The following is a 23834-nucleotide window of genomic DNA, read 5'->3' on the forward strand; positions in this document are numbered from 1 at the left end:
AACAACATTACAAGGGAGAATAATTGTGATTCAACCCCAGACTTACTTGAATGTCGCAGATAATAGCGGCGCTCGCAAACTAATGTGTATCCGCATCTTAGGCGGAGGCAACCGTCGTTATGGTTTTATCGGCGATAAAATTATCGCAGTTGTCAAAGATGCTACACCCAACATGGCTGTAAAAAAGTCTGATGTTGTGGAAGCAGTAATTGTCCGAACTCGGAAAGCTATGTCTCGTGACAGTGGCATGAGTATTCGTTTTGATGATAACGCTGCGGTGATCATCAACAAAGACGGTAATCCCAGAGGCACACGGGTTTTTGGCCCAGTTGCCCGGGAACTACGCGATAAAAACTTTACCAAAATCGTTTCTCTGGCTCCGGAGGTGCTTTAATGGCAACCAAACAGGGTACACCCAAAGTATTCCACAAAATGCACGTCAAAACTGGCGACACCGTACAAGTGATTGCTGGCAAAGACAAAGGAAAAGTTGGCGAAATTACTCAGGCACTTCCCCAACTGAGTAAAGTCATCGTCAAAGGTGTCAACATTAAAACCAAGCACGTCAAACCCCAGCAAGAAGGGGAATCAGGGCGAATTATTACCCAAGAATTCCCAATTCATAGCTCCAACGTCATGCTTTATTCCACCAAGCAAAACGTTGCCAGTCGTATTTGTTACACCTTTACCTCCGAAGGCAAAAAGGTCAGAAAACTCAAGAAAACTGGCGAGATTTTGGATAAATAGTCATTAGTCATTAGTCATTAGTCATTGGTCATTAGTCATTAGTCATTGATCTTAGTAAAAGGACAAATGACAAAGGACAAATAACAAAAGACAAAGGACAATAAAAGTTCCCTGACCAAGCCCAGGGATATCAGGACAAAAAAAATATGCCGACAACAAGACTCAAAACCTTATATCAAGAGACAATCGTCCCCAAACTGATCAATCAGTTTCAATATACCAACGTTCATCAAGTACCGAAGTTGGTAAAGGTTACGATTAACCGAGGTTTGGGTGAAGCAGCTCAAAATGCGAAGTCACTAGAGGCATCCATCAACGAAATTGCCTTGGTAACAGGTCAAAAACCAGTGGTGACACGGGCGAAAAAGGCGATCGCTGGCTTTAAGATTCGTCAAGGGATGCCTGTGGGGATCATGGTTACTCTCAGATCCGAACGGATGTATGCCTTTTTTGACCGACTAGTTAGCCTGTCACTACCCAGAATTCGAGATTTTCGCGGCGTTAGCCCTAAAAGCTTTGACGGACGTGGTAACTACACTCTGGGTGTGAGAGAACAGCTAATTTTTCCAGAAGTCGAGTACGACAGCGTTGATCAAGTGCGTGGGATGGATATTTCCATCATCACCACAGCAAAAAACGACGAAGAGGGACGCGCCTTACTTAAAGAATTAGGAATGCCCTTTCGCGATCAGTAAGTTCATCTATAGAGGGAACGATGGCGGCTAACGACACAATTGCAGATATGCTGACGCGCATCCGCAATGCCAACCTGGCGCGGCATCAAACTACACAAGTGCCAGCGACAAAAATGACCCGCAGCATTGCCAAAGTGCTACGGGAGGAAGGCTTTATTGCTGAAATCGAAGAAGCAGAAGAAGGGGTAAAACGCAATCTAGTGATTTCCCTGAAATACAAGGGTAAAACCCGTCAGCCTCTAATCACCGCCTTAAAGCGAGTGAGTAAGCCTGGCTTGCGTGTTTACTCCAATCGAAAAGAATTACCAAGGGTACTAGGCGGCATTGGCATTGCCATTATTTCTACATCCAGTGGCATTATGACTGACCGCGAAGCGCGGCGTCAGAACTTGGGTGGCGAAGTGCTTTGTTACGTTTGGTAGTCATTGGTCATTAGTCATTGGTCATTAGTCATTTGTTATTAGTGAAATACAAAGGACAAAGGACAAAGGACAAATAACAAAGGACAAAAAGTCATGTCTCGTATTGGTAAACGTCCAATTACTATTCCCGCCAAGGTTCAAGTGGCGATCGATGGTGCAAAGATTGTGGTTAAAGGCCCGAAAGGAGAACTTTCTCGCACTCTCACACCTAATGTCTCAGTCTCTCAAGAGGGAGAAATATTACAGGTAAATCGTCGCGATGAAACTCGTACCTCAAAGCAATTGCACGGCTTGAGCCGCACTTTAGTTGCGAACATGGTTGAGGGAGTTTCCCAAGGTTTTCAGCGCCGTTTAGAAATTCAAGGTGTTGGTTATAGGGCACAAGTTCAAGGACGTAACCTAGTTTTGAATATGGGTTACAGTCATCAGGTGCAAATTGAACCACCAGAAGGAATTCAGTTTGCAGTAGAAGGTACTACTAACGTCATTGTCACCGGCTATGACAAAGAAATCGTCGGGAACACAGCCGCTAAAATTCGTGCCGTTCGTCCACCAGAACCTTACAAGGGTAAAGGCATTCGTTATGCCGGAGAAGTGGTCAGACGGAAGGCTGGTAAGACTGGTAAAGGTGGTAAGAAGTAGAAATGAAACTTACTCGTAGAGAATCAAAAAATCGTCGTCATCGACGCGTTCGTGGCAAAGTTATCGGCTCCCCAGAACGTCCGCGTTTAGCGGTATTTCGTTCTAATGAGCATATTTATGCCCAAATAATTGATGATACTCAGCATCAAACCATAGTGGCAGCATCGACTGTAGAACCAGAGTTGAAATCTAGTTTAGCGTCATGTGCAAACCGCGATGCATCGGTGCAAGTTGGTAAATTGATCGCAGTGCGATCGCTAGAAAAAGGCATCACCAAAGTAGTCTTTGATCGCGGTGGTAACTTATATCATGGTCGTGTCAAAGCACTCGCTGATGCAGCCCGCGAAGCTGGTTTAGATTTCTAAAGTCATTGGTCATTGGTCATTGGTCATTAGTCATTAGTCATTAGTCATTGGTCACTTGTACTGAGCGACTTGTACTGAGCGTAGTCGAAGTAAGTCGAGGTAACTCCAAGTATTACTGAATAAACAAAGGACAAAGGACAAAGGACAAATGACAAAGGACAACTGACAACTAACGTTCACCAGAGCATAAATTATGGCAACAGAGCGTAAAAGTAGAACAAAGCGTGCCAAAAAAGAAGAAACCACTTGGCAAGAGCGGGTTATCCAAATCCGCCGCGTAAGTAAAGTGGTCAAAGGTGGTAAAAAACTCAGCTTCCGAGCGATCGTTGTCGTTGGTAACGAACGCGGTCAAGTTGGAGTTGGAGTAGGCAAAGCTTCAGATGTAATCGGTGCCGTCAAAAAAGGCGTAGCCGACGGCAAAAAACACCTGATTGATGTCCCAATCACTAAATCCAACTCCATCCCCCATCCCATTGATGGTGTCGGTGGCGGTGCAAAAGTGATTATGCGTCCAGCCTCACCTGGTACTGGGGTAATTGCTGGTGGTGCTGTGCGAACTGTGTTGGAATTAGCAGGAGTTCGTAACGTTTTAGCCAAACAACTAGGCTCCAACAATCCGCTCAATAATGCTAGAGCCGCAGTTAATGCCTTATCTACACTGCGTACCCTTGCTGAAGTCGCCGAAGATCGCGGTATTCCTATTCAAAATCTCTACATCTAATTTAGTCATTGGTCATTAGTCATTGGTCATTAGTCATTGGTCATTGGTCACTTGTACTGAGCGACTTGTGCCGAGCGACTTGTACTATTGCTAGTCGAAGTCTTAGTGAATCACAAAGGACAAATGACAAAGGACAAATGACAAAGGACAAATGACAAACCACAAATGAGAAGTTGATAACTTATGAGACTCCATGATGTTAAGCCGCAAAAAGGCTCAAAGAAACGCAAGAAGCGTGTAGGTAGGGGTATTTCTGCTGGTCAAGGCGCCAGTGCTGGTCTAGGTATGCGGGGTCAAAAATCTCGTTCTGGTAGTGGTACTCGACCAGGTTTTGAAGGTGGTCAACAGCCATTGTACCGCCGCTTACCTAAGCTGAAGGGCTTTCCGATTGTTAATCAGAAGATTTACACTACGATTAATGTAGAGAAGCTAGCCTCCCTTCCCGCGAATACGGAAGTAACTTTGGCTTCATTGAAAGCAGCAGGTATTCTGACTGCTGTCAAAGGGCCATTGAAAGTTTTAGGTAACGGAGAATTGAGTATTCCGCTCAAAGTACAAGCGGCAGCTTTCACAGGTTCAGCTCGTAGCAAAATTGAGGCAGCTGGTGGTAGTTGTGAAGTCTTATGAGTGAGCCGGAACAGCGCACTTAAATGCAAGCCAACTCGCTGCCAGTGCTTGGTTCACTATAAAGGTAGCACTCTATGATCAGTCGAGATAAAGCCCCAACGGCTCAAGAAACTTTTATGCAGATGGCACAGGCAGCTGGCCTCAGAGGTAGGTTGCTTGTTACCGTCGGGATTTTAATTTTGGTTCGCCTGGGTATTTTCTTGCCCGTGCCAGGGATTGATAGACCCAGATTTTCCGAAGCCATATCGGGCAATAATTCCATATTTGGATTATTGGATATATTCTCGGGGCGAGGACTTTCGACTTTGGGAGTCTTTGCTTTAGGGATTTTGCCCTTCATTAATGCGTCTATTATCATCCAATTGCTCACGGCTGCGGTTCCATATTTAGAAAATTTACAGAAAAATGAAGGGGAAGCAGGTCGGCGAAAAATATCGCAGATTACCCGCTATGTCACTGTAGGTTGGGCAATTCTTCAAAGTACAGCTTTTTCGGCATTATTCCTCCAGCAATTCGCCTTAAAGCCAGGGCCTATATTTGTAGCTGAAACTGCGATCGCTCTGACTGCTGGCTCGATGTTCGTCATGTGGGCATCAGAACTAATTACAGAACGGGGTATTGGGAATGGAGCATCTTTGTTGATTTTTGTCAATATTGTTGCCTCATTACCAAAAGCTTTAGGTGACACCATCGACTTGGTACAAGTCGGTGGTCGGGAAACAGTAGGTCGGGTGATCGTGCTGATCTTAGTTTTCCTCGCAACAATTGTTGGGATTGTGATTGTGCAGGAAGGAATGCGCCGCATCCCAATTATTTCGGCTCGTCGCCAAGTAGGTCGGCGAGTTTTAGCAGAGCAGCGCAGCTATCTGCCCCTGCGGCTAAATCAAGGCGGCGTAATGCCAATTATTTTTGCTGCTGCCATCCTCAGCTTGCCACTGCTGATCGCCAATTTTGCTAAAAATGCCGAATTGGCGAATATAGTTAACACTTATTTGAGTCCAGGCGGTTCTAGCTCCTGGGTCTATGCCTTGGTGTACATGGTTTCCATCGTTTTCTTCAGCTACTTCTATTCTTCGTTGATTCTCAACCCAGTAGATGTGGCGCAGAACTTGAAGAAAATGGGTTCTAGTATTCCCGGAATTCGTCCCGGTAAGGCAACTAGCGAGTATATCGAACGCGTGTCCAACAGACTCACTTTTTTGGGTGCGATCTTTTTGGGCTTTGTTGCGATTATCCCGACCGCTGTGGAAAGCGCTTTGAATGTGAAAACGTTCCAGGGGATAGGTGCTACCTCTTTGTTAATTTTAGTTGGTGTAGCAATTGAGACAGCCAAACAAGTCCAAACTTATGTCATCTCTCAGCGCTATGAAGGAATGGTGAAATAATAGTGACGCGATTAATCTTCTTGGGGCCACCTGGAGCGGGTAAAGGAACACAAGCTCAAACCTTGGCTGAACACTTGAATATTCCCCATATTTCTACGGGTGAAATATTAAGACAAGCCATGAAAGAGCAGACTCCTTTAGGAATTAAGGCTCAAAGTTATGTTGATGGCGGCGAGTTAGTACCCGACCAGCTAGTGCAGGACTTGGTACAGGAGCGCCTCGATCAGCCAGATGCCAAAAATGGTTGGATTCTGGATGGATTTCCCCGGAAAGTGACCCAAGCAGCTTTTCTGGAGAGGTTACTCGAAGCAATACATCAAGGTGGCGAAAAGGTAGTCAATCTAGATGCACCAGATGAAATTGTCATCGCGCGTTTGCTAGCTAGAGGACGAAAAGATGATACCGAAGAGGTAATTCGTCGTCGTTTAGAAGTATACCGCGCTGAAACTGCACCTTTAATTGATTATTACGGCGATCGCCATAAACTCCTAACAGTCAATGGCAATCAGTCCCAAGAAGATGTCACTGGTGAGTTACAAAAGGTAATCGCTTGAGGTGAGGGGATGAGGGGGATGAGGGAGATGAGGGAGATGAGGGAGATTGGGGAGAAGCTACACTCAGTACAATATTTCATAAATTCGTAGCGAATTCTCTTTGCGTTCCTACCCTACGGGAAGGCGAAGCGCCTATGCGCTTCCCTTTGCGCCCCTACCCTGCGGGAAGGCGAACGCGAGTGCGTCTCCAAGAGTTGCGCCTATGCGTTTAAATTTCAACCCTCAATTCACCACGATTTTATGCTGCATCTGTACTAAGTTTTTTCACAATGGCCAATGCCCCATGCCCCTTTAAAGAAAAAGATCAATTTTAGCTAAGATATATTAATAAACTGTTGATATATTTCTTAAAATGTGTTTCTTTGCAGATGAAGCGCTGCAACTGAACACGAAATTGTTGAGTTGAGGAAAAAACAAATTGTCTAAGCAAGATTTGATTGAAATGGAAGGCACGGTCACAGAGTCCTTGCCCAATGCGATGTTTCGCGTTGACTTGGACAATGGCTTTAACGTGCTAGCACACATTTCCGGCAAGATTCGCCGAAATTATATCAAGATTTTGCCCGGCGATCGCGTCAAGGTGGAGTTGACCCCCTACGACTTGACCAAAGGCAGAATTACCTATCGACTACGAAAGAAGTAAGTATATGTAGAGAATTTTACCATAAAACCATTTTTTTGACTGTTTGCTAGTCATTTAATTGGATTAATTTCCCTATAAATGCTATAATTTTATATTTGGAGTCAAAAAATAAAAGGCATGAAAGTTAGAGCTTCAGTCAAGAAAATTTGTGAAAAGTGTAACGTGATCAAACGTCGTGGTCGCGTTATGGTGATCTGCGTGAACCCCAAGCACAAACAACGTCAAGGATAACGCTTTTACCAACAGAGCCAGTTGCAGGACGCATATCATCATTAAAACGAAAAGACGCGATTAATCACGTTTTTCCAACCAACAGTAATTGCGACAACAATAGGGAGAGTTCATTGTGGCACGTATTGCCGGAGTAGACCTTCCACGCGATAAGCGCGTCGAGATCGGTCTGACTTACATCTACGGAATTGGTTTATCACGCTCTCAAGAAATTATAGCGGCTACTGGTGTGAACCCAGACACCCGTGTTAAGGACTTAAGTGATGCCGATGTGACAGCCCTACGAGGGGAAATAGAAACCAACTATCAGGTTGAAGGCGACTTGCGGCGCTTGGAGTCTTTGAACATCAAGCGCTTAGTTGACATTGGTACCTACAGAGGTCGTCGTCATCGCATGGGCTTACCAGTCAGAGGCCAAAGAACTCGCACTAATGCTAGAACCCGTCGAGGCAGAAGGCAGACAGTGGCTGGGAAGAAGAAGGCTCCAGGGAAATAATTTTGCAACCCTTGCTAATCCGAGCAAGTTTTACCTTAAATCAACTAAACAAGTATGGCGAGACAACCAACTAAAAAAACCGGGAGCAAGAAGCAGAAACGGAATGTACCCAGTGGGATGGCCTACATCCAGTCTACTTTCAACAATAGCATTGTCACCATTACCGATCAAAATGGAGATGTCATCTCGTGGGCTAGTGCTGGTTCTAGCGGCTTTAAGGGAGCAAAAAAGGGAACTCCCTTTGCAGCACAAACTGCAGCTGAAAGTGCAGCCCGTCGAGCTATTGATCAAGGAATGCGCCAAATTGAGGTAATGGTCAGTGGGCCAGGAGCAGGTAGAGAAACCGCTATCCGGGCACTTCAAGGAGCAGGACTGGAAATTACACTTATTCGGGATATTACCCCGATTCCTCACAATGGTTGTCGTCCACCCAAGCGCCGTCGAGTTTAAATACCAAAACTTGGGCAGTGAGGACGAAAAGTTACAGCCAGCAATGACCGCTTGAGCGTCTTAACGTGCAAACTGTTATTGAGTCAAAGCTTGGGCCACCAGAAGCGCGTCAGATTTTCCCGCCAGGAAAGCTGTTAAACTTCGGGTTACCCAAAATATTATTAATCAATTTTGGATTTTAGATTTGCGATTTTAGATTGAACCCGACAAGGGTGCTGGGCCTCGTGGATTTTAAGTTGATGATTTAAGATTTGTTGCGCTAATCATGAGGCGGAGCATGAACGAAAGAAGCACAATCCAAAATCCAAAGTCCAAAATCGAAAATTGGCAATCAATTCTGGAGGCAATTGATTTGTCTGCTAGCAGCACCTTAGAAAAAGGGAGGCTCATCCGTGGCGCAGTTTCAAATTGAATGTGTAGAGTCGAATACCGAAGAAAGTCGGAACCATTACAGTAAATTTGTTTTGGAACCTCTAGAACGCGGTCAAGGAACAACTGTTGGCAACGCACTGCGGCGGGTTTTACTGTCTAATTTAGAAGGTACAGCAGTTACAGCAGTGCGGATTGCAGGTGTTTCACATGAGTTCGCCACAGTTCCGGGCGTGCGGGAAGATGTGCTGGAAATCCTCATGAGAATGAAGGAAGTTATCCTAAAAAACTATTCTTCGCAGCCTCAGATTGGGAGATTACTCGTTACCGGCCCAACAACAATCACTGCGGCACATTTCGATTTGCCCAGTGAAGTAGAAGTCATCGATCCGACCCAGTATGTAGCCACCATCGCTGAAGGTGGAAAGTTGGAAATGGAATTTCGGATCGAAAAAGGCAAAGGCTATCGCACCGTAGAGCGAGGACGTGAGGAAGCCACATCGTTGGATTTTCTCCAAATCGACTCAATATTTATGCCTGTGCGAAAAGTCAACTACAGTGTTGAAGAATCTCGTGGGGAAGGCTTGATTCCAAAAGACCGACTACTGTTGGAAGTTTGGACAAATGGCAGTATTTCCCCGCAAGAAGCACTATCTTCTGCTGCTGCGATCTTGGTAGATTTATTCAACCCGTTGAAAGATATCTCCCTAGAACCAACAGATATAGGTTCCGATATTCCAGACGACCCAACTGCCCAGATACCCATCGAAGAGTTGCAACTTTCTGTGCGGGCATATAACTGTCTCAAACGGGCGCAAGTTAACTCTGTGGCAGATTTGTTGGATTATACCCAAGAAGACCTCTTAGAAATTAAGAACTTTGGGCAAAAGTCAGCAGAAGAAGTTGTGGAAGCTTTGCAGCGACGCTTGGGCATCACCCTGCCAATGGAAAGAGGCTCTAAACATCCTTAAGAAAAACCGTTCATAATTCATAGTGCATAATTATGCGTCACCGTTGTCGCGTCAAAAAACTCAGTAAACCAGCCGATCAACGCCGTGCTTTATTGCGATCGCTCGCCACCGAGCTGATCCGTCATGGTAAGATCACCACCACTTTAATTAGAGCGAAAGTTCTCCGAAGTGAAGTGGAAAAAATGATTACCTTAGCCAAAAATGGCTCCTTGTCAGCACGTCGGGAAGCCCTAGGCTATATCTTCGATAAACAACTGGTTCACGCTCTATTTGAACAAGCCCCGACTCGATACGGCGATCGCCAGGGCGGTTACACCCGCATCATGCGTACCGTACCGCGCCGGGGTGATAATGCAAAAATGGCCATAATTGAATTGGTTTAAGTCATTAGTCATTGGTCATTAGTCATTAGTCATTGGTCATTCGTGAATAACAAAGGACAACTGACAAAGGACAAATGACAAAAAACAAATGACAAAGGACAAAATCTGTATGTTAGAAAGCCACCAGCCTACACAAACTCATCGAGTAGCCTTGGTAATCCAATACCTAGGCACTCATTTTCATGGCTGGCAACGGCAAAAAAAACAGCGGACAGTCCAAGAAGAGATCGAAATAGCGATCGCGACTATTCTTGGGCATCATGTAACACTACATGGTGCAGGACGAACCGACTCTGGAGTTCATGCTGCTGCTCAAGTAGCCCATTTTGAAGCAACAGGTTTAATTCCGCCTCACAAGTGGGCAACAATCCTAAATAGTTATCTGCCGTCAGATATATTAATCAGGGCTTCAGCTAGTGTAGATAACCGTTGGCACGCTCGTTTTAGTGCAGCTTATCGACGATATCGCTACACAATATATACTGAAGATCGGCAAAACTTGTTTGTAAGACCCTTCAGTTGGCATTATTATTATGCACCCCTGGATGAATCTTTAATTGAAGCTGCCTTGAAACCTCTCTTGGGAAAACATCACTTAGCTGCTTTTCACCGTGCAGGCTCAAAGCGATCGCATTCTTGGGTAGAGGTGCAAGCAGCAGAGTGTCGTCGCAGTGGGCCATTTATCCATATTGAAATACAGGCAGATGGATTTTTGTATGGCATGGTACGGCTGTTGGTAGGGATGTTGGTACAGGTAGGTTCTGGACAACGGACACTTTCTAGCTTCACCGAACTCTGGAAAGAACAACGCCGGGAAGAAGTGAAACACGCCGCACCGCCACAAGGCTTATGCTTATTGCGAGTCGGCTATCCAGATTTTCCCTTTCCAAAAGAGACTTGGTACGACACCTTGCCAAAGTTCGTCACTAGTCAAGAGTCATTAGTCATTGGTCATTAGTCATTAGTCATTGGTCATTAGTACTGAGCGTAGTCCTTGGCGCAGCTTCTCCAAGAGTTGTATTGGTCATTAGTGAATGACAAAAGACAAAAGACAAATGACAAATGACAAATGACCAATGACAAAAGACAAATGACCAATGATAAATGACAAAAGACAAATGACAAAGGACAAATGACAAATGACAACAAGTAAAACATACCTTCCTTCTCAAGCAACCCTTGAGCGTGAGTGGTACATAGTAGATGCCACAGATAAACGCCTCGGTCGCCTCGCCAGCGAAGTCGCCCAGGTATTGAGAGGCAAAAATAAACCCGAATATACACCCCACCTAGATACAGGTGACTTCGTAATTATCATCAATGCCGAGAAAGTAGCAGTTACAGGCAAAAAGCGCACCCAAAAGCTTTACCGTCGCCATTCTGGTCGGCCCGGTGGGATGAAAACGGAAACTTTCGCTAAACTGCAAGACCGCATACCAGAGCGGATTTTAGAACAAGCTGTTAAAGGTATGCTACCCAAAAGTAGCCTCGGTAAGCAGTTGTTCACCAAGCTGAAAGTTTACGCTGGGCCTACGCATCCCCATGATGCTCAAAAACCCAAAGAACTACAAATTAGTACAATTCCTGGAGAAGAAAATTAATGGTAGTAGCAGATGCTAATAGCGGTCGCGCCGTATACTGGGGTACTGGCCGTCGTAAGAATGCAGTAGCAAGAGTACGCTTGGTTCCAGGCACCGGTCAACTGACTGTAAACGGTAAAGATGGAACCTTGTATTTCCAATTCAACCCCAACTATCTGGGAGTGATCAAAGCACCCCTGGAAACTCTGGGACTAGAAAACGAATATGACATTTTGGTGAAAGCAGAAGGCGGCGGCTTGACCGGACAGGCTGATTCTGTTCGCTTGGGCGTTGCTCGTGCTTTATGCCAACTTGATCCAGACAACCGCCCACCTTTGAAAACCGAAGGTTACTTGACTCGCGATCCGAGAGCAAAAGAGCGGAAGAAATATGGTTTACATAAAGCTCGGAAAGCGCCTCAGTACTCTAAGCGTTAGGGAATTGGGCATTGGGCATTGGGCATGAGGAAAAACTACTCCTAACTCCTAACTCCTAACTCCTAACTCCTAACTCCTAACTCCTAACTCCTAACTCCCCACTCCCTAGCTGCAATTGAACGCTGAAAGTTATAATTGATATAGATTCATCACAAAAAACAATGGCTAAAGCTGATATTCACCCCAAGTGGTATCCAGATGCTAAAGTTTACTGCAACGGTCAAGTTGTTATGACCATTGGCTCTACTAAGCCAGAATTGCACGTAGATATTTGGTCTGGAAATCACCCATTTTACACCGGCACTCAGAAGATTATTGACACTGAGGGTCGAGTAGAGCGCTTCCTCCGCAAGTACGGTATGAGCAGCACTCAAACATCTGGCGACGAACAAGACAAAAAGTAGCGAGTTGGCTCTGCTGTTAACGACGGCCCTGCATCAGCTGGGTCGATTTTTATTTATATGCTCGAGCCAATTTGTTATTTTTTTAAGGAGCGATCGCACTCGTCATGGCTGAATCATACTTACTGGATAAACTAAAATCCGTTGAACAAACTTTTAATGAATTAACACGTCGTCTTGGCGACCCTGATACCGCTAGTAACCCTGATGAGTATCAAGAAATTGCTAAGTCTCGTTCTTCTTTGGAAGAGGTAGTTAATACTTATGAAATTTGGAAAACAGCCCAAGCAGATTTGATTGGAGCGCGTCAGGTTTATAAAGAATCTGCAAGTGACCCAGAGTTGCAAGAAATGGCAGCACTGGAAGTAAAAGAACTTGAGGAAAAAATAGAAAACTTAGAGTCTCGCTTGAAAGTCTTGCTGTTACCACGCGACCCCAATGATGAAAAGAATATCATGTTGGAAATTCGCGCTGGTACTGGTGGCGATGAAGCAAGTATTTGGGCTGGCGATTTGATGCAAATGTACACCCGCTATGCCCAGACTCAAGGTTGGAAAGTTTCTCTAGTGAGCGAATCTCGTGGAGAAATGGGTGGCTGGAAAGAAGTCATTCTCGAAATTAAAGGTAATGACGTTTACAGCCAATTAAAGTTTGAAGCTGGAGTGCATCGTGTGCAGCGCGTGCCGGCAACTGAATCTGGGGGACGGGTTCACACTTCCACAGCTACCGTGGCGATTATGCCAGAGGTGGATGATGTGGAAATTCACATTGACCCGAAAGATATTGAAATGACTACAGCCCGTTCTGGCGGTGCTGGTGGACAAAACGTCAACAAGGTGGAAACGGCCGCTGACTTGATGCACAAACCGACAGGGATTCGGATTTTCTGTACAGAAGAACGCAGCCAGTTGCAAAATAAAGAACGGGCGATGCAAATTCTGCGGGCGAAGTTGTATGAGATGAAGTTACGCGAACAACAAGAAGCTGTAACTTCCATGCGGCGATCGCAAGTTGGTACTGGATCGCGATCGGAAAAAATTCGCACCTATAATTATAAAGATAACCGCGCTACCGATCATCGGTTAGGTCAGAATTATTCCCTGAACCCTGTTTTGGAAGGTGATTTAGAGACGCTTATTCAATCTTGTATATCTCTAGACCAGCAAGAACGTCTAGCGGAGTTAGCGACTGCCGCCGCTAACTAATTTTTGCTGTTAAATATTCTGTAAAACCACTTGTTGTACTGTTGTTTTTAACACATACAAGTGGTTTTCTAATATCGCGCAGAGATTTGGAATTGGCAGTCTCAACGCTGAGATTTTAGGACAGATAATGGAAAAGATTGACACAGGCATTTCTGGTTTCTCAATCCAATAACCCCACATAGCGAAGCAAGAACCATGCAAAATCTCACCAGAATTACCCGCAATCCAGAAGTTATGGGCGGCAAACCCTGCATTCGAGGAATGCGTGTCACTGTTGGTACTATCGTTGGCTTAATGGCATCTGGACACAGCTTCTTTGATATTCTCAAAGCATATCCCTACCTCGAAGAAGCTGATATCTATGAGGCGCTTGCCTATGCAGCATGGCGAGTTGAAGAAATTGAAGTCCCTCTTATAAGTGCATGAAGATTTTGATTGATATGAACCTTTCCCCTGATTGGGTTGCGGTTTTTGAGAGGTACAATATTTCATCTGTCCACTGGTCTACCATTGGCGACCCCCGCGAGAAAGATTCAATAATTATGGAGTGGGCAAGAACTAATGGTTATATCGTCTTTACTCACGATTTAGACTTCGGCTCCTTGCTTGCTGCAACAGGTGCTGATACCCCCAGTGTTATTCAGGTTCGCACCCAGGATATTTTGCCTAATAGTATCGAACAGATAGTCATTTCAGCTCTGAAGCAGTTTGAGTCCTCACTCTTAACAGGCGCATTGGTCACTGTTGACCAAGCCCAATCTAGGGTGCGTATTTTACCAATTAGACCTGGATAGCCCTGAAAGTGTCAACAAACTAGTTTGTGGTCTCTTGCTGTGAAGATTCAACTTTATGGAAAAACCTTTTTTGTATGACGAAGACTTCTATGGCTGGACACAGCAACAGGCTAAAGCGTTAGAGCAGAGGCTAGTTATGGAACTAGACTGGCAACACCTGCAAGAGGAAATTCAAGCTTTGGGCAGACAGGAGTATCGAGAACTCGTGAGTCGTCTGAGTGTATTGCTTGGCCATCTCTTGAAGTGGGAGTATCAACCCGAACAACGCGATCGCAGTTGGTTTTTAACAATTCGAGAACAGCGTCGCGCCATCCATAGGCATTTGCGACAGAACCCTAGCTTAAAGTCTCGAATCGAAGAAGCCTTGTTAGATGGCTTTGAAGCGGGGGTCGATTTGGCGCTACGAGAAACTAACTTACCATTACGAATTTTTCCAGAACATTGCCCCTATTTATTTGATGAGGCGATCGCAGACAATTTTCTGTGCGATACTCGTCAAGACTGGCAAGGATAGTTCCTACCATTTTTCTGACGCTCATTTTTTACTTGGAGACACGTTATATTTCAATACAGTTCAGTTAAGCATTTCCTCCTTCTCCTTCTCTCTGTGTTCTCTGCGCCTCTGTGGTTCGTATTCCATGCCTTATAAAGAGTACGATAGTATTCAAGATATTTAGCAACAAAACCTTGCTCTTCATCTTTAAAAACAAAACTAGGTACTCTTTTATTCAAATACCGTAAATCTTTTATCTTATCAATACCTTAGCCAAAAAAATAAGTAATCTAGCTTTTGCCGAAATAGCCCAACATATAGCGTTTCCCGACCTAGTGAGAGGATGTTTTAAAAGTCTTTTTATCGGTAGCAAAACGTTCTAGATCCCCCTAAATCCCCCTTAAAAAGGGGGACTTTGAAAGGTTTTGCCCCCCTTTTTAAGGGGGGTTGGGGGGATCAACTAAGTGCCTAAAATCACAGCCAACCACTTTTAAAACATCCTCTAAACTTGATCCACTAGCCGATGCTATATTATTTGCTACATATTAACTATGCAAATTTGCCGTTTACATCAGTGAATACGCGCATTTTGTGTTTTTATAGTAAAATTTCCTGCTTTAATAAAGGAGAGTTTTTTAAGTGAATTCTTAGAGTCAAAGTTGCACCCTTGAGGAAGCGAAATAGCCCAACATAAGACCATGCTTGATTATGAGGCAAAACGTCAAACTCCAGTCCAGACGTATACTACAGTCAAAATTACTTCCACACAAACCATACAGTATTTTATTGGGTCAGTTTTTTGCCATCCGGCAAAAACAAACTTGTAAAATCTTAGGTTTGTTCTATATCAAGGCTCGTAAATTGGCGAAGGTATTGATCTTATTTGAAATTATTGGTAATCCTCCAGAAGATGCTAGCCTTTATCAATTTTCATCAGTTGAAATCAAACAAACAGCCTTCAGAATCGATGGGGTATTTCTACCGACACCAGGAAGCGGAAACCAGATTTACTTTGTGGAAGTGTAATTTCAAGCCGATGGGGAAATTTATTCACGGCTAATTGCAGAAATATGTTTATACCTGCGTCAGAATCAACCGTTAAATGATTGGGGTGCTGTGGTTTTATACCCAAATAGGAAAGTAGATACAGGCAATATCAAACATTACCGTGAGTTTTTCACAAGTGGGCGCGTCAGGCGCATTTATTTGGATGAATTAGGTGAAGCTGCATCGCTTCCAATCGGCATTGCAACTGCTAAATTAGTAATTGCAGCCGATGATATCGCAATTGTCCAAGCAAGGCAGTTGATAGACAGAACTAAGTCAGAGATAAACTCACCATCAAAACAGCAGCAATTATTACAATTTATAGAGACTATTTTGGTTTACAAATTTCCCACAATCAGTAGGGAGGAGATGGAGCAAATGTTTAGCTTAAGCGAGTTAAAGCAAACCAGATTTTATCAAGAAGCCTTTCAGGAAGGTGTTGAACAAGGCATTGAACAAGGTAAGGTTCAAGGGAAACTAAAAGCAGTACCAGCAATGTTGGCAGCAGGGTTGACTGTAGAACAAGTAGCACAGGCGTTAGATTTGAATGTCGAAGAAGTCAGACAAGTAGCACAAAGTCAGCCTTAAGATAGATGTGGTAAATTTTATCCGTGGCTCAAGCAAAATTTGGTTTGCGCTCACGAGACTTTCTCACGACGAATTTATAGTTAATTTTTGTTAATATTAGAGGCGGTGTTAGTACTTCGTCCTCAACCACCCACTCCCTACCTGAGAGAAACTTAATGCTGCGACTAGAACATATAAGTAAAATTTATCCCACAGGCGAAGTTCTCAAAGATATCAACTGGGAAGTTAAACCAGGCGATCGCATTGGCTTAGTCGGTGTCAACGGTGCTGGAAAATCTACCCAACTCAAAATCATCTCTGGGGAAATTGAACCCACCGCAGGCGAAATTATCCGTCCTAATAGCTTACATATAGCCTACCTCAACCAAGAGTTTGAAGTAGACCCCACCCGCACCGTTAGAGAAGAATTTTGGACTGTCTTCAAAGAAGCCAACGAAGTACAGTTATCTCTGGCGCACATACCACAAGAGATGGAAACGGCTAGCCCAGAGGAACTGGATCGACTGATCGACAAGTTGGATCGCTTGCAGCGCAAATTTGAAGCCTTGGATGGCTACAACTTAGATGCACGCATCGGGAAAATCTTACCAGAAATGGGGTTTGGGCTAGAAGATGGCGATCGCCTCGTTAGTGCCTTCAGTGGTGGTTGGCAAATGCGGATGAGTTTAGGTAAAATACTGCTGCAAAAACCTGACTTGTTGCTGCTGGATGAACCGACTAACCACTTAGATTTAGAAACCATTGAGTGGTTAGAAAATTACCTCCGAGGGCTAGTTACGCCGATGGTAATAGTCTCTCATGACCGGGAGTTCCTTGACCGCCTCTGCACCCAAATTGTCGAAACTGAACGTGGTGTCTCTAGTACTTACCTTGGGAACTACTCGGCATATTTGGAACAAAAAGCCGAAAGTCAATCAGCACAACTGAGTGCTTACGAACGTCAGCAAAAAGAATTAGAAAAACAGCAAACATTTGTTGATAGATTTCGCGCCAGTGCTACCCGCAGTACCCAGGCGAAAAGCCGGGAAAAACAACTCGACAAAATTGAGCGCATTGAAGCACCCATTGCAGGGGTAAGAACTCTCCACTTCCGTTTTCCCCCCGCACCCCGTAGTGGACGGGAGGTAGTAGACATTAAAGATTTAACTCATCTTTATGGTGATAAAATCCTGTTTTTGGCAGCAAATCTCCTCATTGAAAGAGGCGATCGCATTGCATTTCTTGGCCCAAATGGTGCTGGAAAATCTACCCTTCTGCGCGTAATTATGGGTATGGAACCACCCACAGAAGGTAGTGTTCAATTAGGGGATCACAACGTTATTCCCGGTTACTTTGAGCAAAATCAAGCTGAAGCCTTGGATTTGAAGAAAACTGTCATGGAAACTATCCATGATGAAGTTCCCGATTGGGATAATCAAGAAGTCCGCACACTTTTGGGACGCTTCTTATTCACTGGTGATACTGTATTTAAGGCAGTTGGCGCATTAAGTGGAGGAGAAAAAGCTCGTCTGGCGTTGGCAAAAATGCTCTTACGTCCTGCGAACTTACTAATTTTAGATGAGCCGACAAACCACCTAGATATTCCAGCTAAAGAAATGCTGGAAGAAGCGCTTAAAAATTATGATGGCACGGCAATTGTAGTTTCCCACGATCGCTACTTTATTTCTCAAGTAGCTAACAAAATCGTTGAAATTCGTGATGGCGAATTCCGCGTTTACTTAGGAGATTATCATTACTATCTCCAGAAAATTGCCGAAGAAAAAGAACAAGCCAAGTTAGCTGCGATCGCTGCTGAAAAAGCTGCTAAAAAAGCTGCAAAAGCTTCCACTAAAAGGAAATAACAAATGATTACTTAGTAGTAGCGCGAAAACTCTACTACTAAGTAATCATTTGTTATTAGCGCTCAACAACATTACAGAAAAATTGCTAAAATTTAAAAAGTCTATCAAAAAACTGCAATTCTTTCATAAAATAAATTAATAAGCAAAAATTCACTTGCGGCATGGATTAGCAGTGGTATCATTCGGATATTACAAAAAGTAAAGGGCAATTTTACTATGACCAAAGCACCTGTTGCTCCGGTGGTGCTAGTCATTTTAGACGGATGGGGCTACTGCGACCAAACGCGAGGAAACGCCATTACTGCTGCTAAAACTCCCATCATGGACAGTTTATGGGCAGCTTACCCCCATACCCTCATCCACACATCAGGAAAAGCTGTAGGGTTGCCAGATGGCCAAATGGGCAACTCGGAAGTTGGTCATTTGAACATTGGTGCTGGACGAGTGGTACCGCAAGAACTGGTACGCATCTCTGATGCGGTCGAAGACGGTTCTATTGCCTCCAACCCAGCACTTGTCAAAATTTGCCAGGAAGTTCGTTCTCGGAATAGCAAGCTGCATCTAGTCGGGCTTTGTTCTGAGGGAGGGGTACATTCGCATATCACCCATCTATTCGGACTAATTGACTTAGCGAAAGACCAGCGAATTCCAGAAGTTTGTATTCACGCCATCACTGATGGTCGTGACACCGCCCCAACTGAGGGTGTAAAAGCAATCACGCTCTTGCAAGATTATATAGACCGCACAGGCATTGGGCGCATAGTCACCCTCAGCGGTCGCTACTACGCGATGGATCGCGATCACCGCTGGGATCGGGTCAAACGCGCCTATGATGTGATGACCCAAGATGGTGCAGGTGACGATCGCAAAGCTGTAGAAGTCTTGCAAGCATCTTACGCCGAAGGGGTAAAAGACGAATTTGTCAACCCAATCCGAATTGCCGCAGGCGCAATCGAACCAGAGGATGGGGTAATATTTTTCAACTTCCGCCCCGATCGCGCCAGACAATTAACTCAAGCTTTGGTCAGTCCCAAATTTGACGGTTTTCAAAGACAGCAAATCACACCGTTGTCCTTTGTCACCTTTACGCAGTATGATTCAGACTTACCTGTGGCTGTAGCCTTTGAGCCGCAGAATCTCAGTAACATTCTGGGAGAAGTCATAGCCAATCATAGTCTGAAGCAGTTCCGCACTGCCGAAACCGAAAAATACGCCCACGTCACCTATTTCTTTAATGGGGGACTGGAGGAACCTTTTGCCGGAGAAGATCGGGAACTAGTAAGTAGCCCGATGGTAGCAACTTACGATCAGGCCCCAGCGATGTCAGCAGCAGCAGTTACAGATGTAGCGATCGCTGCGATTCAAAAGGGTATGTATTCCCTAGCTGTGATTAACTATGCCAACCCAGACATGGTAGGGCATACTGGTCAAATCGATCCTACCATTACAGCAATTGAAACAGTTGATCGCTGTTTGGGACGCTTGTTAGAGAGCGTGATTAAAGCAGGTGGTACAACAATTATTACTGCCGATCATGGCAACGCTGAGTATATGCTAGATGAAGCGGGTAATCCCTGGACAGCCCACACCACTAACCCAGTCCCCTTCATCTTGGTAGAAGGAGAGAAAGTCAAAATTCCTGGATATGGTACAAATGTCGAACTGCGAAGCGATGGCAAGCTATCCGACATCGCCCCCACTATTCTAGAGATTTTACAGCTGCCTCAGCCACCAGAAATGACCGGGCGATCGCTGCTAAAAACAGCAGATTACGAGTTGCAACGCACTCGCACCCCGGTACAAGTAGGACTGTAGAAGAGTTAGGAGTTAAGAGTTAGGAGTTAATAGTGAGGAGTTAATAGTGAGGAGTTAATAGTGAGGAGTTAATAGTTAATGATGAACAGTGGTGAATTCAAACTTCCCAAACTCCTAACTCCCAACCCTAACTCCTAACTCCCAACCCTAACTCCTAACTCCCAACTCCTAACTCCCAACTCCTAACTCCCAACCCTAACTCCTAACTCCTAACTCCTAACTCCTAACTCCCAACTCCCAACTCCTGAATTCTGTTTTTGAAACTTTTTATAAATGAGATTCCTACCATGACAGTTACTAATATCGTGCAAGGCATTTGGGCATTTTCCGCCACCGGTTTAATTATCTTAGTTTTGCTGCATAGCCCTAAAGGAGATGGCATTGGAGCCATTGGTGGACAAGCCCAGCTATTTAGCAGCACCAAAAGTGCAGAAAACACCTTAAACCGAATTACTTGGGCATTGACAGTAATTTTTCTTGGTTTAACAGTAGTTTTAAGTGCTGGTTGGCTGCCTAAATAAGGATAGGTAAATGGGGAAAATAACCCAACACCCGATACTTAACACCCTAATAATTTTAATTTCACGACGGTTAATTACAGCTCTTGCCTTCTTTCTTGGCACAGGGCTGTTAATCATTTTTACTAATCTCCAGTTGAGCGATGGGTTTACAATAAAACCAAAATATGTATCTTCAAACTTAATAATCTCTCTTCCCATCTCCCCATCCCCCTCATCCCCCTCATCCCCCTCATCCCCCTCATCCCCCTCATCCCCCTCATCCCCCTCATCCCCCTCATCCCCCCCAAAACCCCATCCCTTACCGCCCACACTCGCACAGTGGCAAGATAGCACTAACAGTGGTGACTACTTTTCCCAAGTCACAACAACCCAAGTTGATTATTTAGTCTGGTCACAATTTCCCGTTCGAGTTTATGTAGAACCACCAAAAGCTGTCAGTGAAAAACAAGCTCAAGCATGGGTTAACGGTGTCTTGCAGGGTGTACAGGAGTGGAGTAATTATTTACCTTTAACAGTAGTCGAACAGCCAGAAGTTGCTGATATTACGATCGCCCGAAAAGCGCCACCTTTACAAATTTCCCCTGGTACTAATATACCCCGCGCGCGATCGGCACAAACTACTTACGAGTTATACACCAACAACAAAGTTTTATCCCACCGTTTCACCATCTTGTTAAGTCCCAGTCAAACAGGTGAATATCTCATTGCAGCAGCCCGCCACGAATTCGGTCATGCGTTGGGAATTTGGGGTCATAGTCCACTACAAACTGATGCGCTATATTTTTCTCAAGTTCGTAACCCGCCGCCTATTTCTCCCAGAGATGTAAATACTCTAAAGCGGGTTTATGAACAGCCAACCAGTTTAGGATGGTCTTTAGTGGACAATTCAAAGATTAATTGATCGATAGGTAGACTATAAGCTGGTCACTACGGAAAAAATAGTAGGAGAAATCCCATGACTAACTTAAATGTACAGCTACCCGAATCTTTATATAAACAAATTGAAGCTTTAGCAGCCAGAGAAAATATTTCTATTGAACAACTTGCAACTCTTGCTTTATCTGCACAAGTTTCCGCATGGATGACCAAAGACTATTTGGAAGAAAAAGCCAAAAGCGGTAGCTGGGAAAAATTTCAGCAAGTTTTGAATAAAGTGGCTAACGTAGAACCAGAAGAATATGATAAATTGTAGCGACTTAATTTTATGGTGTTGCTGAGTTAAAATATGAAAATGTTTAGCGCAAAGAAGAAAAATTTAAGATTAAGGCAACCAATTTTTATCCAAAATTTGCTCTAATGTATAAGGACATAATTCAGGTAAATTGGTTAGCTTTGTTTTAGCCTTAACATAATCTAAGGCATTAATATAAATTATGCTGAAATTATCCTCTAAATGTTTGCGTAAATTGGCACTTAAATCTTCATTTATCTGATTACGAAAACTAATAATTTCTCCTGACCAATGATTAGCATTTCTTGGCTTTTCTAAATCCCAATTTTGATAAAGTAATAAATGTCTAATAATTTGTTCCAACAAACTTCTTACTCGCCTTTTTTCATTTTTAGCCAAATCTTCCAATTCTTCTATTAAATTTTCATAGTCAATGTCTGCTAATTGTCGATTTTTGAGACATTTAATAGTCTCCTCCAACCATTGCAGGTAATTAGATTCATATAATGTTTTTATGTCGATGATTGTAGTCATTTGTTGATTTTGTAGCTTTAATTTACTGTTACTTATTATTTAATGTTAACTAATGTATTAAGTAGGTCGGCCCAATTAAAGCTAACTGGCTGAGGCTTTCACTTGTACTGCCCTTAAGAGCGGGACGCACTCGCGTTCGACTACGCTCAGGAATCGCGAGGTCGAAGTATTGGTCATTAGTAAGGGTTTGAAGCTTATTTACGTTTCTTAACATACTTGGTTTTTTTCGCACCAATGTACTTAATTTTTGCCGATAATTATTTACATTTTATAACTTTATGATCATACCTAGTCTAACAGGTGAGTATGTCCAACTCACTGTGCGTCATGAACTTGATTAAGATTTGCAAATATAGCGTGATCATCAGTTTGTAACTGATGCTTTATATAGGACTAGTATTTGATTTTTGAAATAAATATACCTAGGGGAGCAAGTGCGTTGCGGAGGTTCCCGACGCTCGATAGCATTCGCCCAGCATCTCAAAGAGAAGCGTTACCAACTGTGCGTAGGTCTGACTCGTTAACGCTGCGTATCCGTTGTAATAACTGGCATTCCCTAAGCTCTACGACTTAATGGTAGAGGTCGCTGTGCTAAAACTTCTTTATAAAGTTCTTCCAGCAGAGTAATATTTTTACTAAGGGTATAGCGGTCTAATATACGCTGTCTGGCTTTTTGCCCCAGTAATGTTGTTAACTCTGGATGGTCTTGCAACACTGGCAAGAGGGTTCTTAATTGCGATCGCGCTGTTTTGGTACTAATAACTACACCTGCACCCTTTTCCAACACTTCTCCATCTGCGCCCACGTCTGTTGCTAAACAAGCTAACCCACATGACATTCCTTCTAACAGAGATAGGGACAAACCCTCTACCAATGAAGGCAAAACAAATACATCTGCGCCTCGTAAAATTTCGATGCGTCGGTCTTCATCAGCGACAAATCCCAACCAGATAATGCCGTATTCTGAACCATAAAACGGCTCCAAGGAAGACTTCAAAGGCCCATCGCCAACAATTAGCAACTTACTACCAAGGCGCATTGCAGACTGCTTCCAAGCCCGCAGCAGGGCTTCGATATTTTTCTCTGGCGCTATTCGACCCTGATAGACAAACAAGCGTTCAGCTTTAAATTCTGCTTTGACTTGAGATAGCCCTGGAGAATACTTGGCAGTATCAACACCGTTGGGAATTACAGCGATATTTTCTTCCCGCACGCCCATCCCTGCCAATAATTCTCGCTGAATTTGGGAAAATACAATTACGCGATCGTAGTTAACTAAAAAAGGCGCGTAGAGCTGATAAGCCAAAAGTTGTGTTCCCGATATCAGCTTTGCCCCCTTACCAGCAAACGGCGTGTGAAAAGTGGCAATTAGGGGTAACCTCAGTTCCTCACAGATTTCCGGTAGAAAAAAGTCTAGAGGAGATAACGTTAAGGAAGCATGGACTATATCTGGCTTGATTTCCCGGAGTGAATCGGTTAAAACTTTGGTCGCTTTAAAAGTGGGAATTGTGTAAACCTGCGACTTGTAAATGAAAGGAAGGGAAACCTCTCGGAGATTTGGCCAATTGTCAGGTTCAGACTCTTCCTGGGCGAAGTGAAGAAAGCTAACTTGATGTCCCCTATCTAGCAAGGAATTTGTAATTTCTCGACTGTAGGTGACGTTGCCGCAAAAGGGTGATTTTTTTCCAATCCAGGCTATACGCATT

At 44.0% G+C, this 23834-nt stretch carries 31 protein-coding genes and 1 pseudogene; 30 read left to right on the plus strand and 2 right to left on the minus strand.

Annotated features, from left to right (window positions below; genetic code table 11):
• The first annotated feature begins 25 nt into the window (after positions 1–25).
• The 30 genes and pseudogenes from rplN (at position 26) to LC605_RS11375 (ending at position 21615) form a co-directional block, all read left to right on the plus strand.
• A complete protein-coding gene (gene rplN, locus LC605_RS11230) occupies positions 26–394 on the plus strand; it encodes a 50S ribosomal protein L14 (RefSeq protein ID WP_229547629.1) in 369 nt (122 codons plus the stop codon).
• Positions 394–747, plus strand: coding sequence for a 50S ribosomal protein L24 (gene rplX / locus LC605_RS11235; protein ID WP_229547630.1), 354 nt, complete (start codon positions 394–396; stop codon positions 745–747). Before rplN ends, rplX begins: the two co-directional genes overlap by 1 nt.
• Positions 748–893: 146 nt before the next feature.
• Positions 894–1442 (plus strand): 50S ribosomal protein L5, encoded by a 549-nt coding sequence (gene rplE, locus LC605_RS11240; protein WP_229547631.1) that lies wholly within the window; start codon positions 894–896, stop codon positions 1440–1442.
• 20 nt (positions 1443–1462) lie between these two features.
• Positions 1463–1864, plus strand: coding sequence for a 30S ribosomal protein S8 (rpsH, locus tag LC605_RS11245; protein ID WP_229547632.1), 402 nt, complete (start codon positions 1463–1465; stop codon positions 1862–1864).
• 93 nt (positions 1865–1957) lie between these two features.
• Positions 1958–2506: a 50S ribosomal protein L6 gene (gene rplF, locus LC605_RS11250; RefSeq protein WP_229547633.1), complete on the plus strand. Its 549-nt coding sequence runs from the start codon at positions 1958–1960 to the stop codon at positions 2504–2506.
• Between the two features lie 2 nt (positions 2507–2508).
• Positions 2509–2871, plus strand: a complete 363-nt coding sequence (gene rplR / locus LC605_RS11255) for a 50S ribosomal protein L18 (RefSeq protein WP_099101131.1) — start codon at positions 2509–2511, stop codon at positions 2869–2871.
• A gap of 193 nt (positions 2872–3064) precedes the next feature.
• Positions 3065–3592, plus strand: coding sequence for a 30S ribosomal protein S5 (gene rpsE / locus LC605_RS11260; protein WP_229547634.1), 528 nt, complete (start codon positions 3065–3067; stop codon positions 3590–3592).
• A 183-nt stretch (positions 3593–3775) separates the two neighbouring features.
• Complete coding sequence (gene rplO / locus LC605_RS11265) at positions 3776–4219, plus strand: 50S ribosomal protein L15 (protein ID WP_229547635.1); 444 nt, start codon at positions 3776–3778, stop codon at positions 4217–4219.
• Between the two features lie 74 nt (positions 4220–4293).
• Positions 4294–5604, plus strand: coding sequence for a preprotein translocase subunit SecY (secY, locus tag LC605_RS11270; protein WP_229547636.1), 1311 nt, complete (start codon positions 4294–4296; stop codon positions 5602–5604).
• Between the two features lie 2 nt (positions 5605–5606).
• Complete coding sequence (locus LC605_RS11275; protein ID WP_229547637.1) at positions 5607–6158, plus strand: adenylate kinase; 552 nt, start codon at positions 5607–5609, stop codon at positions 6156–6158.
• Positions 6159–6576: 418 nt separating this feature from the next.
• Positions 6577–6801: a translation initiation factor IF-1 gene (gene infA, locus LC605_RS11280; protein WP_006276978.1), complete on the plus strand. Its 225-nt coding sequence runs from the start codon at positions 6577–6579 to the stop codon at positions 6799–6801.
• A gap of 117 nt (positions 6802–6918) precedes the next feature.
• A complete protein-coding gene (gene rpmJ, locus LC605_RS11285) occupies positions 6919–7032 on the plus strand; it encodes a 50S ribosomal protein L36 (protein WP_015129703.1) in 114 nt (37 codons plus the stop codon).
• Positions 7033–7147: 115 nt separating this feature from the next.
• Positions 7148–7528, plus strand: a complete 381-nt coding sequence (gene rpsM, locus LC605_RS11290) for a 30S ribosomal protein S13 (protein WP_104906411.1) — start codon at positions 7148–7150, stop codon at positions 7526–7528.
• A gap of 54 nt (positions 7529–7582) precedes the next feature.
• A complete protein-coding gene (rpsK, locus tag LC605_RS11295) occupies positions 7583–7978 on the plus strand; it encodes a 30S ribosomal protein S11 (protein WP_069070761.1) in 396 nt (131 codons plus the stop codon).
• A gap of 392 nt (positions 7979–8370) precedes the next feature.
• Entirely contained in the window at positions 8371–9318 is a 948-nt protein-coding gene (locus LC605_RS11300; RefSeq protein ID WP_229547638.1) for a DNA-directed RNA polymerase subunit alpha, read from the plus strand.
• Between the two features lie 32 nt (positions 9319–9350).
• On the plus strand, positions 9351–9701 hold the full coding sequence (gene rplQ / locus LC605_RS11305; protein ID WP_229547639.1) for a 50S ribosomal protein L17: 351 nt from the start codon (positions 9351–9353) through the stop codon (positions 9699–9701).
• Positions 9702–9810: 109 nt separating this feature from the next.
• Positions 9811–10659 (plus strand): tRNA pseudouridine(38-40) synthase TruA, encoded by an 849-nt coding sequence (gene truA, locus LC605_RS11310; protein WP_229547658.1) that lies wholly within the window; start codon positions 9811–9813, stop codon positions 10657–10659.
• A 181-nt stretch (positions 10660–10840) separates the two neighbouring features.
• Positions 10841–11302, plus strand: coding sequence for a 50S ribosomal protein L13 (rplM, locus tag LC605_RS11315; protein WP_229547640.1), 462 nt, complete (start codon positions 10841–10843; stop codon positions 11300–11302).
• Complete coding sequence (rpsI, locus tag LC605_RS11320; RefSeq protein WP_229547641.1) at positions 11302–11718, plus strand: 30S ribosomal protein S9; 417 nt, start codon at positions 11302–11304, stop codon at positions 11716–11718. The genes rplM and rpsI overlap by 1 nt, the downstream gene beginning before the upstream one ends.
• 161 nt (positions 11719–11879) lie before the next feature.
• The gene (rpmE, locus tag LC605_RS11325; protein WP_229547642.1) at positions 11880–12122 is read left to right on the plus strand and encodes a 50S ribosomal protein L31; all 243 of its coding nucleotides are present in this window, start codon (positions 11880–11882) and stop codon (positions 12120–12122) included.
• Positions 12123–12226: 104 nt separating this feature from the next.
• Positions 12227–13324 carry a peptide chain release factor 1 gene (gene prfA / locus LC605_RS11330; protein ID WP_229547643.1) on the plus strand — a complete coding sequence of 366 codons (1098 nt, stop codon included), beginning with the start codon at positions 12227–12229 and terminating at the stop codon, positions 13322–13324.
• Positions 13325–13519: 195 nt separating this feature from the next.
• Complete coding sequence (locus LC605_RS11335; protein WP_229547644.1) at positions 13520–13750, plus strand: DUF433 domain-containing protein; 231 nt, start codon at positions 13520–13522, stop codon at positions 13748–13750.
• A gap of 14 nt (positions 13751–13764) precedes the next feature.
• Positions 13765–14118, plus strand: coding sequence for a DUF5615 family PIN-like protein (locus tag LC605_RS11340; protein WP_229547645.1), 354 nt, complete (start codon positions 13765–13767; stop codon positions 14116–14118).
• 55 nt (positions 14119–14173) lie between these two features.
• Positions 14174–14632 carry a DUF29 domain-containing protein gene (locus tag LC605_RS11345; protein ID WP_229547646.1) on the plus strand — a complete coding sequence of 153 codons (459 nt, stop codon included), beginning with the start codon at positions 14174–14176 and terminating at the stop codon, positions 14630–14632.
• Positions 14633–15439: 807 nt separating this feature from the next.
• Positions 15440–16246 (plus strand): annotated as a pseudogene (locus LC605_RS11350) (Rpn family recombination-promoting nuclease/putative transposase).
• A gap of 155 nt (positions 16247–16401) precedes the next feature.
• Positions 16402–18087: an ABC-F family ATP-binding cassette domain-containing protein gene (locus tag LC605_RS11355; protein WP_229547647.1), complete on the plus strand. Its 1686-nt coding sequence runs from the start codon at positions 16402–16404 to the stop codon at positions 18085–18087.
• 216 nt (positions 18088–18303) lie between these two features.
• A complete protein-coding gene (gene gpmI / locus LC605_RS11360; protein ID WP_229547648.1) occupies positions 18304–19902 on the plus strand; it encodes a 2,3-bisphosphoglycerate-independent phosphoglycerate mutase in 1599 nt (532 codons plus the stop codon).
• A gap of 287 nt (positions 19903–20189) precedes the next feature.
• Positions 20190–20423, plus strand: a complete 234-nt coding sequence (gene secG / locus LC605_RS11365) for a preprotein translocase subunit SecG (protein ID WP_094328436.1) — start codon at positions 20190–20192, stop codon at positions 20421–20423.
• A gap of 10 nt (positions 20424–20433) precedes the next feature.
• Positions 20434–21324 (plus strand): peptidase, encoded by an 891-nt coding sequence (locus LC605_RS11370; RefSeq protein ID WP_229547649.1) that lies wholly within the window; start codon positions 20434–20436, stop codon positions 21322–21324.
• A 54-nt stretch (positions 21325–21378) separates the two neighbouring features.
• Entirely contained in the window at positions 21379–21615 is a 237-nt protein-coding gene (locus tag LC605_RS11375) for a hypothetical protein (protein WP_229547650.1), read from the plus strand.
• Positions 21616–21684: 69 nt separating this feature from the next.
• Here the strand turns inward: LC605_RS11375 and LC605_RS11380 are convergent, their stop codons facing one another.
• Both LC605_RS11380 and LC605_RS11385 read right to left on the minus strand, forming a co-directional pair.
• Complete coding sequence (locus tag LC605_RS11380) at positions 21685–22128, minus strand: DUF29 domain-containing protein (protein WP_229547651.1); 444 nt, start codon at positions 22126–22128, stop codon at positions 21685–21687.
• 556 nt (positions 22129–22684) lie between these two features.
• The gene (locus LC605_RS11385; protein ID WP_229547652.1) at positions 22685–23833 is read right to left on the minus strand and encodes a glycosyltransferase family 4 protein; all 1149 of its coding nucleotides are present in this window, start codon (positions 23831–23833) and stop codon (positions 22685–22687) included.
• Between the last annotated feature and the right edge of the window lies 1 nt (position 23834).

This window comes from Nostoc sp. CHAB 5836 (assembly GCF_020829445.1).
Classification (GTDB): domain Bacteria; phylum Cyanobacteriota; class Cyanobacteriia; order Cyanobacteriales; family Nostocaceae; genus Nostoc.